Origin of the sequence: Microlunatus parietis, assembly GCF_013407955.1 — a bacterium.
GTDB classification, from domain to species: domain Bacteria; phylum Actinomycetota; class Actinomycetes; order Propionibacteriales; family Propionibacteriaceae; genus Microlunatus; species Microlunatus parietis.
Genome location: NZ_JACCBU010000001.1, coordinates 7,024,366 through 7,040,013 on the forward strand (window position 1 = coordinate 7,024,366; position 15,648 = coordinate 7,040,013).

General features: G+C 72.3%; 14 protein-coding genes. 4 read left to right on the forward strand and 10 right to left on the reverse strand.

The genetic code is table 11. The annotated features are described in order from the left end of the window. Positions 1-83: 83 nt before the first annotated feature. From BKA15_RS33705 to BKA15_RS33725, 5 genes are read right to left on the reverse strand one after another with little or no spacing between them, the layout of a single operon-like run. A complete protein-coding gene (locus BKA15_RS33705) occupies positions 84-1,178 on the reverse strand; it encodes a phosphotransferase family protein (protein WP_179757979.1) in 1,095 nt (364 codons plus the stop codon). After that, positions 1,175-3,025, reverse strand: a complete 1,851-nt coding sequence (locus tag BKA15_RS33710; protein ID WP_179757980.1) for an ABC transporter ATP-binding protein — start codon at positions 3,023-3,025, stop codon at positions 1,175-1,177. The genes BKA15_RS33705 and BKA15_RS33710 overlap by 4 nt, the downstream gene beginning before the upstream one ends. After that, a complete protein-coding gene (locus BKA15_RS33715; RefSeq protein ID WP_179757981.1) occupies positions 3,025-4,176 on the reverse strand; it encodes a glycosyltransferase family 4 protein in 1,152 nt (383 codons plus the stop codon). Before BKA15_RS33715 ends, BKA15_RS33710 begins: the two co-directional genes overlap by 1 nt. Positions 4,177-4,178: 2 nt before the next feature. Then, a complete protein-coding gene (locus BKA15_RS33720; protein WP_179757982.1) occupies positions 4,179-5,402 on the reverse strand; it encodes a glycosyltransferase family 4 protein in 1,224 nt (407 codons plus the stop codon). Next, complete coding sequence (locus tag BKA15_RS33725) at positions 5,392-6,576, reverse strand: glycosyltransferase family protein (RefSeq protein WP_179757983.1); 1,185 nt, start codon at positions 6,574-6,576, stop codon at positions 5,392-5,394. Before BKA15_RS33725 ends, BKA15_RS33720 begins: the two co-directional genes overlap by 11 nt. A gap of 123 nt (positions 6,577-6,699) precedes the next feature. Here BKA15_RS33725 and BKA15_RS33730 point away from each other — a divergent pair, with 123 nt between their 5' ends. Both BKA15_RS33730 and BKA15_RS33735 read left to right on the forward strand, forming a co-directional pair. After that, a complete protein-coding gene (locus BKA15_RS33730) occupies positions 6,700-8,007 on the forward strand; it encodes a UDP-glucose dehydrogenase family protein (protein ID WP_179757984.1) in 1,308 nt (435 codons plus the stop codon). A gap of 16 nt (positions 8,008-8,023) precedes the next feature. Next, on the forward strand, positions 8,024-8,458 hold the full coding sequence (locus BKA15_RS33735; protein ID WP_179757985.1) for a hypothetical protein: 435 nt from the start codon (positions 8,024-8,026) through the stop codon (positions 8,456-8,458). Between the two features lie 9 nt (positions 8,459-8,467). Here the strand turns inward: BKA15_RS33735 and sepH are convergent, their stop codons facing one another. Both sepH and BKA15_RS33745 read right to left on the reverse strand, forming a co-directional pair. Beyond that, complete coding sequence (gene sepH / locus BKA15_RS33740; RefSeq protein ID WP_179757986.1) at positions 8,468-9,655, reverse strand: septation protein SepH; 1,188 nt, start codon at positions 9,653-9,655, stop codon at positions 8,468-8,470. Positions 9,656-9,778: 123 nt separating this feature from the next. Further along, complete coding sequence (locus BKA15_RS33745) at positions 9,779-12,025, reverse strand: family 78 glycoside hydrolase catalytic domain (protein ID WP_179757987.1); 2,247 nt, start codon at positions 12,023-12,025, stop codon at positions 9,779-9,781. A gap of 100 nt (positions 12,026-12,125) precedes the next feature. On the opposite strand from BKA15_RS33745, the gene BKA15_RS33750 reads away from it, so the two are divergent. Next, entirely contained in the window at positions 12,126-12,887 is a 762-nt protein-coding gene (locus tag BKA15_RS33750) for a GntR family transcriptional regulator (RefSeq protein ID WP_218871688.1), read from the forward strand. Then, positions 12,884-13,648, forward strand: coding sequence for a sulfite exporter TauE/SafE family protein (locus BKA15_RS33755; protein ID WP_179757989.1), 765 nt, complete (start codon positions 12,884-12,886; stop codon positions 13,646-13,648). Before BKA15_RS33750 ends, BKA15_RS33755 begins: the two co-directional genes overlap by 4 nt. Before the next feature lie 45 nt (positions 13,649-13,693). On the opposite strand, the gene BKA15_RS33760 is transcribed toward BKA15_RS33755, so the two are convergent. From BKA15_RS33760 to BKA15_RS33770, 3 genes are all read right to left on the reverse strand, one after another. Further along, positions 13,694-13,891, reverse strand: a complete 198-nt coding sequence (locus BKA15_RS33760; RefSeq protein WP_179757990.1) for a hypothetical protein — start codon at positions 13,889-13,891, stop codon at positions 13,694-13,696. 218 nt (positions 13,892-14,109) lie between these two features. Continuing rightward, on the reverse strand, positions 14,110-14,565 hold the full coding sequence (locus BKA15_RS33765; protein WP_179757991.1) for a chymotrypsin family serine protease: 456 nt from the start codon (positions 14,563-14,565) through the stop codon (positions 14,110-14,112). A 176-nt stretch (positions 14,566-14,741) separates the two neighbouring features. Further along, a complete protein-coding gene (locus BKA15_RS33770) occupies positions 14,742-15,632 on the reverse strand; it encodes a hypothetical protein (protein WP_179757992.1) in 891 nt (296 codons plus the stop codon). Positions 15,633-15,648: the final 16 nt, after the last annotated feature.

Sequence of the window (15,648 nt, forward strand, 5' to 3'; positions counted from 1 at the left end):
GTTCCACCCGGCCGCGACCGTTGCAACGGTCGCGGACAGGTCGAACGGTCGCGGCTGGGAGGTCGGGGACATGGGATGGTCGGTCATGGCATGGCCTCCTCGAGTCGGTCCAGGTTCGCGAGGATGTCGGCGGGCCAGTCCGGGCTCGCGGTACGGAAGGGGTCGGCGGCGCGGAGCAGCAGCGCCCGGGCCCGGTGCCAGTCCAACCCGGCCGGGACCGGTCGGACGGTTCGGTAGCCGGCCAGCACCCGGTCGACCGCGTCCGGGCCGAGCCCGGCGGCGGACAGCCCGGCCAGGTCGGCGGCCGGATCGCCCAACCCGGACCGGTCGAAGTCGATCAAGGTCGGCTCGGTTCGCGTCGACCCGGCGGGCGGGATGATCACCTGGTCGGCCGAGAAGTCGCCGTGGCACGGCACCGGCGGAACCCGGGCCGGGGCGGTGGCCCGCAGCCGGTCCAGAATTCCTTGCGCCCGGCTTGCCTGGTCGGACAACAGGACGCCGAGCAGGGCGACGGTCGCGGCCGGGTCGGCCTCGCGGACCGGAGCGCCTGGGAACGGCTGATGATCATGGAGCCGGGCCAGCGCCGCCCCGCAGCCGGTCAGCATCGCGTCGGTGGCGGCGCCGGACTCGATCAGCTCGGCGAGGCTCTCGCCCGGCTCGAAGCTGGTCGCGATCACGGCGTAGTCGGCGTCCCAGCCGAGTGAACGCCGGGTCCCGGCGAGCCGATCGAACCGGGCCAGCCGGAGGTACGCGTCGGCAACGGTGGTCCTCCGGTAGGCCCGCAACAGCACCGGTTCGTGGCCGACTTGAGAGGCGAGGGCGACCCAGCGACGTTGCGGCTTGTACGCGAGGGTACGGAACGCGGGCGGCGGACCGGGCAACAGCGACACGGCGGCCGCGGCCGGGTCGGCGAGCGCGGGCAGGTCCCGGTCCGCGGCCGCCCGGGCCATGATCAGGTTCCGTTCTTGATCATGGTCGATGATCGTTCCGGGCGGCGCCTTGCGGATCAGCTTGTCCAGTTTCGGCCGGGCGGCCGGTGAGACCGCGTACCCGAAGGCGGGGCCGTCCGGCCGGGCGATCGCGGCGACGCAGCTGGTGCCCGGCTTGTAGCGGAGCTGGGTCACACCGTCCGTTTCGAGGAGGATGGGCAGGCCGGGGAGGGCGCGGTCAGTGATCATCGGACCCGGCCCTTCGACAGGCTCAGGGCGCGTGGATCGGTTGGGTGGTCGAAGACGGCGGTGGGGGTGCCGGCTCGGACGACGCGACCTTCGTCGATCCAGAAGACCAGGTCGGCGTCCCGGGCGGCGTCGAGGTCGTGCGTGATCACCAGCGTGGTCCGGCCCTCGGTGAGCCGGCGCAACGCCGCCGCGACCTCGGCCTCGGTGCCCGGGTCCAGCCCGGTCATGGCCTCGTCCAAGATCACGATCGGCGCGTTCCGGATCGCGGCCCGGGCGATCGCGATCCGTTGCCGCTGGCCGCCGGACAGGGTGGCGCCGCGTTCGCCGATCACGGTGTCGTACCCCTGCGGCAAGGCCTGGATGAACTGGTCCGCGCCGGCCAGCCGGGCCGCCCACCGGATCCACTCCTCGCCGACCGGCCGGCCGTCACCGTAGACATCGGGCGCGCCGAACGCGATGTTGGCCCGGATCGTGTCGGCGAACAGCACGCTGTCCTGCAGCACGACGGCGACCTGGGACCGGGCCGAGTCGAGGGTGAGGTCGCGCAGGTCGCGGCCGTCGATCAGCACCTGGCCCGCGTCCGGATCCCGCAGTCTGCTGAGCAGCCCGGCGATCGACGACTTGCCGGCGCCGGACGGCCCGACCAGCGCGACCCGGCGGCCGGGCGGGATGATCAGGTTCAGGCCCTTCAGGACCGGCCGACCGGGCCGGTAGCCGAACACGACGTCGCGGAATTCGATCAGGCCGCGGAACCGCGGTGCGGGCCGGGCCCACGGCGCGTCGACGATCTCCGGCCGGGTGTCCAGCAGGTCCACGATCCGCTCGCCGGAGGCGGCGGCCTTCGCGATCCGCCCGGTGTATTTCGCGATGTCGCGGAGCGGCCGGAACGCCGTCTTCAGATAGGTGAGGAACACGGTCAGCTCACCCGGCGTGAGCGCCCCGGCCAGCACCCGGTGGCCGCCGAGCAGCAGCACGACGCCGGTGGCCAGGCCGACCAGGACGTCGGTCTTGCGTTCCAGCCCGGCGGACAGCTTCTTGGCCCGGACCCCGTCCGCCAGGGTCCGTTCGCTGCTGCCGCCGAACCGCTGCTCCAGCCGCGATTCCAGCGCGTAGCTCTGCACCACGGGCATCGCGCCGAGCGACTCGGTGGCGAGCGAAGCGAGCGCTCCCTCGGCCTCCCGCTGGCCGCGGGACACCGAGTTGATCTTGCGGGTGAGCCGGCCGCCGATCAGCAGGAACAACGGGAACACCACGGCGACCGCGAGGGCCAGCTGCCAGTCCATGATCACGATCACCACGAACATGCCGGCCAGCGTGATCACGTTGCCGGCCAGCGGGATCGCCGCGGTGACGGTCGCCTCCTGGAGCCGGCCGATGTCGCCGGTCACCCGGGTGACCAGGTCGCCGGTCCGGCGCGACTCGTGGAACCGCAGCGACAGCCGGTTCAGGTGCCCGTACAACTCGGTCCGGACCCGGGTCAGCACCCGGTTGCCGGCCAGCGCGAAGCAGACCGTCATCAGGTACGCGGCGCCGGCGCGGAGCGCGACCACGCCGACCAGGGCGGCGGCGCAGATGATCAACAGGACCGTGAGATGGGCGACCCCGGGGATGCCCGGCACGGGCGCGCCGCGGGTGGCCAGGTCGGCGCCGGTGGCGGCCACGATGGCGTCGATGACGTACGCCAGCGGCCAGGGCTCCAGCAGCCGGAGCGCGACCTCGGCGAACAGGGCCAGCAACCCGACCAAGATCAACTTCCGTTCCGCGGCGACCTGGTGCCGGAACCGGTGCAGCGTGCGGCGCAGCCCGGGCAGGGCGCCGGACAACCCGCGCTTCGCGGACGCCGGCATCAGGCGACCGCCTGGCGGTCGATCAGGGCCAGCGAGCGGTCCACCACGCCGGCCCAGCTGTGCCGGGTGACCGCGGCGCGCCGGCCGGCGTCGCGCAGCCGCAGCCGTTCGCCGTGATCACGCCGGAGCAGCACCAGCGCGTCGGCCAGCGCGGCCGGGTCCCCGGGCGGCGCCAGCCGGCCCAGCCGGCCATGATCGAGGACGGCCGGGATCTCGCCGATCGCGCTGCCGATCACCGGCAGCCCAGCCGCCAGGTATTCGTACACCTTCAGGGGTGAGAAGTAGAACCGCCCCAGCGCCGGGTACGGGGCGCAGGCGACATCCATCCGGTGCAGCTGGGCGACGACCCGGCCGGCTTCCATGGCCCCGGTGAACTCGATCGCGTCGGCGATCCCGAGTTCGGCGGCGAGCCGTTCCAGGTCCATCCGCATCGGCCCGTCGCCGACGATCAACCCGCGCCACGGGTACCGGTCGCCGCGGAGCCGGGACAGCGCCCGGATCAGGGTGTCGACGCCGTGCCAGGCCTTCAGCGACCCGACGAAACCGACCGTGAAGTCGGGCGCCTCGGCCGGCGCGACCGGGCGGGGCGACGGCGTGATCCGGGCCGGGTCGACCCCATTGCCGATCACCGCGATCCGCTCCGGCCGCCGGGACAGCGTTCGGGCCCAGTCGGCCACGCCGGCGCTGACGCAGACCACCGCCGTCGCTGCGCCGATCGCGGCGGCCGCGACCCGGTCCGCGCCGGCGGCATCGGCCAGGTTGCGGAACGTCGCCTGCTCCGTGGTCAGCGGTGCGTTGACCTCGAGCAGGCTTGGCACGCCACGGCGTGCGGCCCACGCGGTCGCGGTCCGGCCCCAGAGGGCGTACCGCTCGTAGACGAGGTCCGGCCGCAGCGTGTCCAGGACTCCGGCGACGGCGGCGTCACTGGCCTGGGCGGACCGTTCCCGGTCGGCCGGCTCGTCGCCGCGGACCACCGGCAGCCGGTGCACCGGGACCGGCAGCGTCGGCCGGTCGCCCGGCCGGGGCGTGATCAACTGCACCTCGTGGCCGCGCCGGAGCAGCTCGGTGATCACCGCGCGGACGTGGATCGCGGCACCCTTGGTGCCGAAGATCTCGATCCCGGGATCCGTGCAGACATAGGCGATTCTCATGATCAACCTCTTCCTGAGGTACGGAAGCCGGCGGCGAGCTTGGCGGCCTGGCGCGCGGCGTCGAACTCGATCTCGATCAGGTCCCGGGCTGCCTTCGCCAGGCCGCTGCGCAGCTCCGGGGCGTCCAGCAGCCGGGCCAGCGCGGCGGCCAGGCCGGCCGGGTCGTGCTGCTCGATCATCAGTCCGGTCCGGCCGTCCTCGACGATCTCGGGCAGCCCGGTGACGTCGGTCGCAACCACCGGGGTGCCCAGCGCCATCGCCTCCAGGACGACGGTCGGCAACCCGTCCCGGTTGCCGTCGCTGCCGACCACACACGGCGCGGCGAACACGTCGGCCGCGCCGACCAGCCGGGCCACCGCGGACTGCGGCAGGGCGCCGAGCAGCCGCACCACCCCGCCGAGCCGGTGCCGGTCGATCCGGGCCTGCAGCTCGGCGGCCAGGGGCCCGGTCCCGGCGAGATCGACCCGGAAGCGACGGCCGGCGTCGCGGAGCAGGGCGGCGGCGTCGATCAGGTCGGCGAACCCCTTCTTCTCCACCAGCCGGCCGACGGCCGCGATCACCGGAGTGTCACGGACGCGGTCGGCCGGGTCGGTGAACTGGAACCGGCGCAGGTCGATCCCGTTGTAGAGCCGCTCCACCCGGTCGGCGGCGGCACCGAAGGTCCGCCGCAGATGATCATGGTTGAAGTCGCTCACCGTGATCACCCGGGTCGCGTCGGCCAGCCGCTCCCGAAGTCGATCATGGTCGACGTCGGCGTGGAAGATGTCCTTGGCGTGCGCGGTCAGGCTGTAGCCGATCCCGGCGAGCCTGGCGGCGACCCGGGCGACCGCAGCCGAGATCGAGGCGAAGTGGGCGTGCAGGTGGGTGATCCGCTGCTCCCGTACCGCGACGGCGAGCTGGACCGCCTGGTGGGCGTCGGCCGCGTCGAGCCGGAGCAGGTCGGGCAGCGCCTCGGTGAAACCGGGCAGGGCAGTGCCGCCGGCGACGGTCTGCCACAGGTCGTCGGCCCTGATCCCGGAGTGCCGCAGGTAGTGCACCGGGGCCCGTACCTCGGCCAGCGCCGGATGGAACCGCCCGTCGTTCGGCAGCCGCAAGGAGAAGACGGTGAGGTCGAGGCCGAGCCGCTCCAGTTCCAGCAGCTCGGTGACGATGAAGGTCTCGGAGAACCGCGGATACATCTTGACGACGTAGCCGACCCGCAGCAGGGGCTGAGAATCAGGCAGCATCCTCGGTCACCCCCAGCAACGCGTCGGCGAGGTGCGGGATCCGGGCCAGACCGTCCAGCCGGACCGAGGTCGAGGACCGCAGTGTGGCCTGGGCCGAGCCGGCGACGGCGGACGCGAGCCAGTCGGCCAGCCGGCCGGGGGAGAGCCGGTCCGGTGGCAGCAGGTCGACCAGCCCGCGGCCGGCGAACCGTTCGGCTCGGATCAGCTGTTCGGCCCGGGGCCGGGTGCGCGGCACCAGCAGCGCCGGCGTCGCGGTGGCCAGGATCTCGCAGACGGTGTTGTAGCCGGCCATCGAGACGACAGCGGCGGCCCGGTCGATCACCGCGTCGGCGCCCGGCACCACGTCGAGCAGGACCAGGTCGGACCGCCGGCCGGCGAGCTGCCGGAGCCGGGCCCGCCGCTCGGCCGCCAGGTACGGGCCGCAGACGACCACCCCGAGATGATCTTGGGGGAACGCTGCCTCGGCGAACGCGAGGGCCAGCGCGTCGCCGTCCTGGCCGCCGCCGACCAGGCAGGCGACGTAGGGCCGAGCCGGGTCGAGTTGGCCGACCGAGCCACGGCCGCCGGTCAGTCCGCTGGTCCGGCCTCGGCTCAGGTAGCCGGTGAACTCGAGCTTGTCCGCCACCGAGCCGGGCAGCCGGTATTCGGTCCGTGGATCGTAGACCCGCGGGTCGCCGTACACCCAGACCGCGGCGTAGAACTCGTCGATGGCCTGCGTCGTCCGGTCGGCCCGCCACTGGGCGGCGGTGCTGGCTGGATCGTCCAGCACCTCGCGCAGGCCGAGGACCGCCCGGCCGCCGTCGCGGGCGACCTGGCGCAAAGCCGGCTCCAGCTCGCCGCCGGCGCCGCGCGGCACCTTGTCGACGATCAGCAGGTCCGGCCGGAACTCGCCGAGCACCGAGCTGAGCAGGGCCCGGCGGACGTTGATCATGTCCGGGTACGACAGCGACAGCACCCGGGACCGGTAGTCGCCGGCCGCGTCCTTGCCGATCGTCGGCATCGTGATCACGTCCGTCCGGCGCGGCAGCGGCAGCCGGGTCGCCTCCGGGTTCCCGGTGATCATGAGCAGATCGGCGTCCCGCCGGGACAACGCTGCGGCGATGGTCAGATTGCGCCGGGTGTGGCCCAGCCCGACCGTGTCATGGGAATACAGCGCGACGCGCAACGGATGCATGATCAACTCCTCAACTCGACTCGTTCATACTTTGATCATGGTTCGTTAACTCGCGATGAGTCGCGGATGAGGATGCTTTCATCAAGGTGGCGTTGATCAACTCGATCCACCAGGCTCATGATCATGTTGATCTCCGTCATCGGCTGCGGCTACCTCGGCGCAGTCCACGCCACCTGCCTCGCCCATCTCGGCCATACGGTCGTCGGCATCGACTCCGACCGGGAACTGGCCGCCCGCCTGGACGCCGGACGGCCGTCGTTCTACGAGCCGGGGCTCGAGTCGCTGCTGACCGAGACGCTGGCCACCGGCCGGCTCCGGTTCACCGGCGACCCGGCGGCGGTCGCCGGCTCGAGCGTGCACTTCCTCTGCGTCGGCACGCCCCAGCTGCCGGACCGCCCCGGTGCGGACCTGTCGGCCCTCGACGCGGCCGTCGGCGCGCTGCTGCCGTACCTGCGGGACGGGGACCTGGTGGTCGGCAAGTCCACCGTGCCGGTGGGAACGGCCGAGCGGCTGGCGGACCGGTTCGCGGCGGCCGGCTCCGGCGCGGCGGTCGCCTGGAACCCGGAGTTCCTGCGCGAGGGGCATGCGGTGGCCGACACACTCCGGCCGGACCGCCTGGTCTACGGCAGCGGGACCGGCGACGAGCGCGCGGTGGCGATCCTGAACGAGGTCTACGCGCCGGTGATCGCGGCCGGCACCCCGGTGATCAGCGCCGACCTGGCCACGGCCGAGCTCGTCAAGGTCGCCGCGAACTCGTTCCTGGCCACGAAGATCTCGTTCATCAACGCGATGGCCGAGATGTGCGAGGCGGCCGGCGCCGACGTCACCGTGCTCGCCGACGCGATCGGCCGGGACGTCCGGATCGGCCGGCAGTTCCTCAACGCCGGGGTCGGTTTCGGCGGCGGCTGCCTGCCCAAGGACATTCGGGCGTTCGGGGCGCGGGCCGCCGAGCTGGGGGTGGACCGGGTGGCCGGGCTGCTGGACCAGGTGGACCGGATCAATCTCGGGCGGCGGGACCGGATCGTCGACCTCACGGCCGAGGTGTGCGCCGGTGACCTGGTGGGCGCGCGGATCGCGGTACTGGGCGCCTCGTTCAAGCCGGACAGCGACGACGTCCGGGACTCGCCGGCGCTCGCCGTGGCCTTGGACCTGCAGCGACGCGGCGCGCACGTACGGGTCACCGATCCGCAGGCGGCCGACAACGCGCGGAAGCGGAGCGCCGACCTGACCGTCGTCGACTCCGTCACCGAGGCGGCCGACGGCGCCGACGCGGTGCTGCTGCTCACCGAGTGGCGCGAGTACCGGGAGTTGCGGCCGGCCGACCTGGCCGGGCTGGTCCGGCACCGTCGCATCGTCGACGGCCGCAACGTGCTGGACCCGGGCCGCTGGCGCGCGTCCGGCTGGAGCTACCGGGCTCCGGGGCGGCTCTGAAGCTAGAGTCGCCGCCGTGGATGCGGACACGGCCCGGTCGGCGCTGCGGATCACGCCGTTCGTGGTCTGGGGCGGCCTGCTCGTCGGCTGGTGCATCGTGGTGCTGCCCGGCCTGCTGACGTACGCGCTCGGCAGCCCGACCACGGCGACGGTCGATCGCTGCGAGGTCACCGTCTCGACGAACAACGAGGGGACCACCAGTTCCGAGACCACCTGCTACGGCAGCTGGCCGCTCGGCACCGGGCGAGGCGAGGGCAGGATCGAGGGCGGTGGCTGGCTGAACGAGGGCGACCGGGTCGAGGTGCGCGGCACCACCTGGGCGGCGGCGACGGGCGAGGTGCCCGGTCGGGCGCTGCTGATGTCCGGGATCGGCCTCGGCCTGGGCGTGATCACCCACCTGATCTGCTGGTGGAGCTTCAGCCGGGAACTCCGGAAGGCCGCCCAGGAGTGAGGCCGGCGGTCAGTCCTTGCGGGGCGGGCCGCCGAACATGATCTCGTCCCAGCTCGGGATCGAGGCCCGCTTCTTCTTGGTCCGCTTCGGCTTGGCCGGTTCGGGCTCCGGGGCCGGGATCAGCGCCTCGGGCTCCGGTTCCGGCTCGGGTTCGGCCTCGGGCTGCGGCTCGGGCGGGTGGTTGACCACGATCTCCGGTTCCCAGCCGACCGGCTCGGAGGGCTGGTCGCGCAGGCCCGGGTAGACCGTGACCGAGTCCTCGGCGTAGCCGTCGCCGCCGAGCATCCCGTACAGCGTGGTCATGCCGCCGTCCTCGGCCGAACTCTCGTAGTCGGCCTCCTCGTACGCCGCCGGGCGGTGGTCGTCCGGGATGCCGGGTTCGTCGTCCGGTTCCCGGTCCGGCGCGGTCCGCGGCTCGTCGACCTGGACGGCCCGGACCAGGGCGAGTTCGTCGTTCAGGTCGAGGGTCGGCTCGGCCGCCTCGTCGAAGCTGTCGTGGAACGACGGCTCCCGGGCCGGCCCAGGGCGGGTGGACTCGCTGCGGCCGGACTCACTGCGAACAGCGCGCAGGTGCTGTTCCGGGCGCTGCGGGCGCCGTCGGCCGGGCTGCGGACCCTTGGCCGGGGTGGCCTCGCCGAGCACCCAGCGGGCCTCGTCGTTGCCGGCCAGCGAATAGCGGCCGCGCGGGTCGAAGTGGAACTCGGCGGTGCGGACGGACTCGCCCGACTTGTATTCGGCGGTCACCGCCCAGCGGCCGTCGTCCAGGCGGCGGGCGTCCCAGGCGACCGTGTCCGGGTCGATGCCGCGGTCGGCCAGCCGTTCCGTCACGGCCAGCCGGAGGTTGCGGTGGCCCGAGGTCTCACCCCGCCTCCGTACCGACGACGCCATGGCCTGACCGGCCATGTGCTCGCGCTCCAGCAGGACCGGGCCGGCGAATCGCTCGACCCGGTCGGCCGGCATTCCGGAAACCCGGGCGACCTCCTCCAGGGTCGCCCCGGACCGGATCCGTGCCTGAATATCGCGTGGGCTCAGTACGCTCTCCATCTCGATCTCCAGTTGTCCGAGTCGGGGGCGGTCACCACGCATCGCCGCTCGCAATCCGTCGTCGACCGGAAGCGCCAGCTCCTCTCCACCGTCGGTCGCGATGATGAGGGACTGACCGTCCTGACTCAGTCCCACCAGCCGCGCCGTGCGCATCGCCTCAGCCGATCCTCCCCGTGGTGTTCGTTCCTGGTTAACCTACTCCGCGGCCTGGTGGGGTCGTGGTAGGCGCAACCGGAGCGCGCACTTTCGGCCGGAGTGTCCGGAAAAGTTCGACGTCTACCTGAGGTACGGACTTGTCCGGACCAGGTGGTCACCCGGGCCCAGCGGGACCTCCGCGGTGAGCCAGCGGCCGTCCGGACGCAGCCGTACGGTAGCGCCGTCGAGCTCGATCTCGGGCGCCGACCCGGCCGGCAGCGCGAGGCGGCCGGTGCTGCCCGGCGGCACCCGGATCAGATAGTCCTGCCGGTCGCCGTCGCGACGGGCCCGCACCGCGATCGTCCCGGCCGGCACCGGCAGCCGTACCTCCGCTTGGTCGAGCGGCCCCGGCTGCGGCCGGATCGCGAACGACCGGTAGCCCGGCTCCAGCGGCCGCAACCCGAACAGGCCCTGCGGCAGCAGGAACGCCGGCGACGCGGCCCACGGATGGGAATGGCTGAGGTTCGGTTTGAACGCGGCGTCCCAGGCCTCCATCGTCGCGCCCGCGCCGACGTCGAGCATGTGCCGCCAGCTGCGGTTCCCGGGCGCGGTGATCAGCGGCAGCGCGACGTCGCCGGCCGCGTGCTCGAACAAACCCTCGAGCAGGAACGCCGCGGCGTAGACGCTGCACGCCATGCCGCGCCCGGCCAGGTCCTGCACCACGCCGTCCACGCGGTCCGCCGGGACGGCGCCGGCCCAGAGCGGGAACAGCTGGGCGTGGATCGCGTGGTGGCCCAGCCGGCGGCCGGCCGGGTCGAGCCCGTCGGCGTAGGCCTGCCGGTCGGGATCGAACAGGTGCCGTTGGATCGCGTCGCGCAGCCGGTCGGCGGTCGCGGCGTAGTGCTCGGCGTCGGTGGGCTCGCCGACAGCTCGGGCCAGGTCGGCGGCAGCCCGGAAGCAGCGGTACGCGAGCGCGTTGATCACCGTGTTGACCTCGCCGAACTCGTACCCGTCCCGCTCGCCCGGCGGCCAGTCGACCAGGTCCCGGTCGAACCCGCCGCGGTCCAGGTCACCCGCGGCGCCGCCGTCGCTGGGCTTGCGGACCAGGCCGGTGCCGGGGTCGAGCCAGCGCAGCGGCAGCAGGTCGGGCAGCCGGTGATACTGCTCCCGGAGCTGGCCGTCGTCGCCGGTGGTCCACCACAGGTCGTGGACGGCGAGCAGCCCGAACAAGGGCCATTCCGTCGGCCAGGTCCGGTGCTCCAGCGTGAAGTCGACCGAGTAGCGGGCCAGCGCGGGATCGGGGTCCAGGCACAGGTGGGCCCGCTGCTGCAGATAGGCGTCCGCCTCGTACGGCAGCCGCTCGCGGGTCCAGGAATCCACGTACAGGTTGAGATTCAGCGCCTCGATCGTGTCCGCCGAGAGCCGCCAGACGCGGTCCAGGTCTGGATCGGCCGACGTGAACGCCGCCGCCTCGGTGTCGTACGGGGAGCGATAGGCGGCCGCCAGCACCTCGAGGTCGGGGTTGCCGGCGAGCGTCCGGACCTCCAGGTAGCGGAACACCCGCAGGCCCCAGGTCTCGAGCTCCTGGTCGCCGTCGGTGAGGGTCCAGACATCGCGGTAGACGTTGCCCGTGTGGAGTTCGAACTTGACCGTCGGGCGCTCGGTCGAGTCGAGGACCTCGCCGAAGCGGAGTTCGATCGTGTCGCCGGCGCTCGCCCGGGCGCGGATCAGGGCGCCGCCGGCCCAGGTGCGGCCGAAGTCGAGCACCAGCCGGCCGGGCCCCTCGGCCAGGACGCGGGCCGGCGGCATCGTCCGGCGCTCGACCAGGGGGACCGGTGAGGACTCGAGCCGGGCGAACGGTTCGCGGACGGCGGCGGCCGGCCAGTGCTCGGCGAAGCCGGGGGAGTCGAAGCCGTGCGGGTAGCGGCGGGCGTCCAGGTTCTCCACCGGTGCGGCGAAGACGGCGGTCCCGATGCTGCCCGCCTCTTGATAGGCGTCGGCGGCCGAGCTCGCCTGCCAGTCGGGCCCGCTGCCGAAGCGGGCCACGGCGCCGTCGGCGTACTCGATGATGATCATGGCCTGGCAGCGGTGATCGGCCGTCGTGTGGAGCAGCGCTCCCACCGTGTTCGGGCCTGGCCACAGCAGCCCGGTCAGGTCGTACGTGTCGTAGCGGGACTCGTCGCCGAGCGGCCGGGTGGGGCCGACGCCGAGCACGGTGCCATTGAAGTGGGCCCGGTAGACGTACTGCAGGGCGGGCCGGGTCGAACTCGCGGTGATCGCCAGCGCCGCCCGCGCGATCGGCCCGGGGCCGGCGTCGAACTCGTACCGGAGGAAACACCAGTCGGGATTTCCGTACGCCCAGATCGGCGTCGACCCGGTCCAGTCCACGAGCGCGGCCCTCCAGGGGTTGAAATGTTTCAGGAGTGCTCAGCCTAGCCTGCGGACGGGGGTGGCGTAACTCTGGCGAAACTTGGCTAGGGTGGCTTCTGTGACTTCCCGACCGCGGCGGATCCCCGCCGACCAGACCTCCGCGCAGCCGCGCCGGGACCGTGCCGACCGGCTGGCCGCTGAGCTGCGCGGGCGCATCCTGTCCGGGGCCGTGCCGCCCGGTGACCGCCTGGACGAGCCCTCGCTGACCGCCGAGTTCGGGGCCTCCCGCAACGCGGTCCGGGAAGCGCTCGACCTGCTCCGCGCCGAGGGCCTGATCGAGCGGCGCCGGGGCGCCGGCACCCGGGTGCTGGCGGCGAAGTTCGGCCACGGCCTGGACCGGCTGGCCGGCCTGGCCGAGGCGTTGGCCGACCGTGGTGCCGTCCGCAACGAGGTGCTGCGCGCCGAGGAGCTCGACGAACATCCGGATCCCGGGGCGGACCGGCTCGGCCTCGGGCCGGGCGACCCGGTCGTCCGGCTGGAACGGCTGCGCCTGATCAACGACGAGCCGCTGTCGCTCGACCTGAGCTACCTCCCGGTCGACGTCGGCCGGCCGTTGCTGGACGCCGACCTCGAGGGCACCGACGTCTTCGCCCTGATCGAGGCAGGCGGGCACCGGCTCGGACTCGCCGAGGTCACCGTGCACGCCACGAACGCGACGCCGGCCGCCGCGCAGGCCCTGCGGATCGAACCGGGGGACGCGATCTTCACCATCGAGCGGCTGACCCGGCTCGCCGACGGCCGGCCGATCGACGACGAGGTCCTGCGGGTCCGGGCCGACCGGCTGTCCCTGCACGCCAACCTGCACCGCGGCACGCGATGATCGACATCTCCGTTCCGGTGGCCGTCCTGCTCGGCCTGATCGGGATCGCCGGCGGCATCGGCATCACCGCCGTCGGGCCGGGCGGGGTGCTGCCGACGATCGGCCTGTTCGCCCTGACCGACCTGTCCCCGAGCGCGGTCGCCGGCACGGCCATCGTGACCCACGTCGCCACCGGCCTGGTCGGGACCGCCGCCTACCACCGGTCCGGGCAGTTGCAGCGGCCGGCGACCAGGCGCACCGCGGGCTGGCTGGCCGGCGCCGCACTGCTGGGTACGCCCGCCGGGATCATGATCAACTCCGCCTTGTCGCCGCGCTGGTTCGGCGTCGTGCTGGCCGTCCTGATCATCGCCGCGGCCGTCCTCGTCCTGGTCCGCCAGCTGCGCCGGAACCCTTTCGGCGTACGGCATCCGCCGGTCCCGCTGGTCGCCGCCATCGGTCTCCTGGTGGGAGTCGCGGCGGGCGTGATCGGGATCGGCGGCCCGATGCTGACGGTGCCGCTGCTGGTCGCCGCCGGGACCGACATCCTGGAGGCACTGGCCGCGGCGCAGGTCCAGTCGGTGATCATCTCCGGCGTCGGGACGATCGGCTACTTGGCCCAGGGAGCCGTCGACTGGCGACTCGCGGGGATCGTTGGGATCCCGGAACTCATCGGAGTCCTGATCGGCTGGCGGATCGCGCACGCCCTGCCGACCAAGGTGCTCCGCTACGCCCTGGTGATCATGATGCTGGGCCTCGCGCCGTACCTCGCGTTCGCCCACTGACGGCGCGGTGCCCGGTGCCGGCCCATTGGAGTCTCGGTGGCGCCATCACGTGGCGTACAGGCTAACCAGCTGCTGTCCGGTACATCCTTGAAATTCAGGTTTGACCTCAGACGCGTTGACGAAACTGCTCGCTGTTCTCGGCAACTCGTCCCCCAGTGCGTAGCTGCCGATCCCTTCGAGATGGATCGTCCCGTCAGTATCCAGCCGCGAGCCGAACGGCGCGATCAGGGGTATGCCGTCCACAGTTACGCACCCTGCAGCGTCCACAGCGAGAACGCCGGATACTGATGCTTGGAGTACTCCGTCGTCCTTCTCTGTCGCCACAAGAAGTCGGGGGCCATGCTGTGAGCCGATGGGCGTCGCTGCCGGGGCGCCCCCACCGGTACAGGACGTGAGCAGCATCGTGCAGGCTGCAACGCTGATAAGGAGCCGAATGGTCAACGCAGTCACCCCCTCCGATCTCAGTTGGTCTTGATCGAGACGCCCACACTGGAGACGGCCTGGGCGATCTCGAATGCGCTGCGTCCGTCCCACAGTCCACTATGCACTCCGCGGGCGGCATTGTTGATGAACCAGGGGCCACCGCTGTCGCCGCCCTCCGTGATTGCACGGTCGACGACCCGCAGTTGTGTGTAGACCGTTCCGTCGTCGCGGTCTGTGATCATGCCGTTCGTGTTCCTGACGATGGCGCACTGGGCGTTGGTGCGGCTTCCCTCACCGTAATTGCACACGGTCGCGCCGACGACGGGGTTTGCCCACGAGGTGATCTCCCGTAGTCCGCCGCTTGGCCGGGTGTAGATAAAGTTGTCGGCCGAGCTTCCACTCAGCGTTCTGTTGAACTGAATGTCCTCACCGCTTCCCACAGCGGCGTTGCGGACGAACGAGAGGATTCCCGCCACCGCAGCAACTTCACCCACTGTTCATCCCTGATCATCGCCGCGGCCGTGTGATCGGGATCGGTGGCCCGTGCTGACTGTGCCACTGCTGGCCGAGCAGGACCCGGACATCCTGAGGCGCCGGCGGCGGCGCAGGTTCAGTCGGTGATCATCTCGGGCATCGCACCGTACCTGGCTGTCCCACTGAAACCGATCGATCAGACCGGCTCCAGCATCGACGTCACCACGATCAGGCCGGCGCCGAACTTCTCGTCCAGGGCGCGCTGGATCGCACCGTCGTCGTAGAGCACCTGGACCTTGACGACTCCGGCCCGGGGATCGGCGGAGCTGTTCGCGAGTCCCTCGACCTCGCTGGGTAGTCGTTCCTGGAGCGCCATCAGCTCGGCCTCCGTCCGCTGGCCGCGGGAGACGCAGAGCATGCCGCTCCACACCGTGCGGAGCTTGGCCTCGGCCGCAGCGACGTCACCGGTGACCGCGATGTTGAGCACGGTGTAGAGCGGGTCGTTGAACCAGCGCTCCTGCTCCCCTGGAGACAGGCTCCTGCGGGAAGCAGGGTTCGGGCTCTGGTCCGCCCAGGCGGTCGAGTAGTCCGGGAAGGATGCGGCAAGGTTCAGAGCCGCGTCCAGGTCCTCCTCCGAGACCTTGGAGGTGTCGGTCACCCGCCAGCCGCCGGCGGGTTCGGGGCAGGCGGAGGTCCAGGTCTCCTCCTCGGAGTCCGGCCAGACATAGCCCTCGCCGGAGCGGACCTCGGTCGCGGTGAGCACGTCCGCTTCCGGGTCGTAGCGGCCGGTCACGATGTAGTCGCCCCAGCGGACCCCATCGGATTCCTCGAACTTCCCGGCCCATGTCCAGCCGGCCACCTTCGGCCCACTGCACTGCGGCGGCAACGACTCCGCCACTCCGCCCAGGCACAGTTCGGGTCCGGAGCCGTCGTCGATCACGGTGACCGGATGCCGGGTGGTCACCAGGCCGGTCGACCCGGTCGGCGGCGGTAGGGCAGGTTGACCAGGGCCGGTGAGCTGCGCACATGCGGAACAGAGGAGCACCAGCCCGGCCACACCGCCGGCGAAGGTGAGAAGTCGGCTCATGATCTGAGTATGCGCT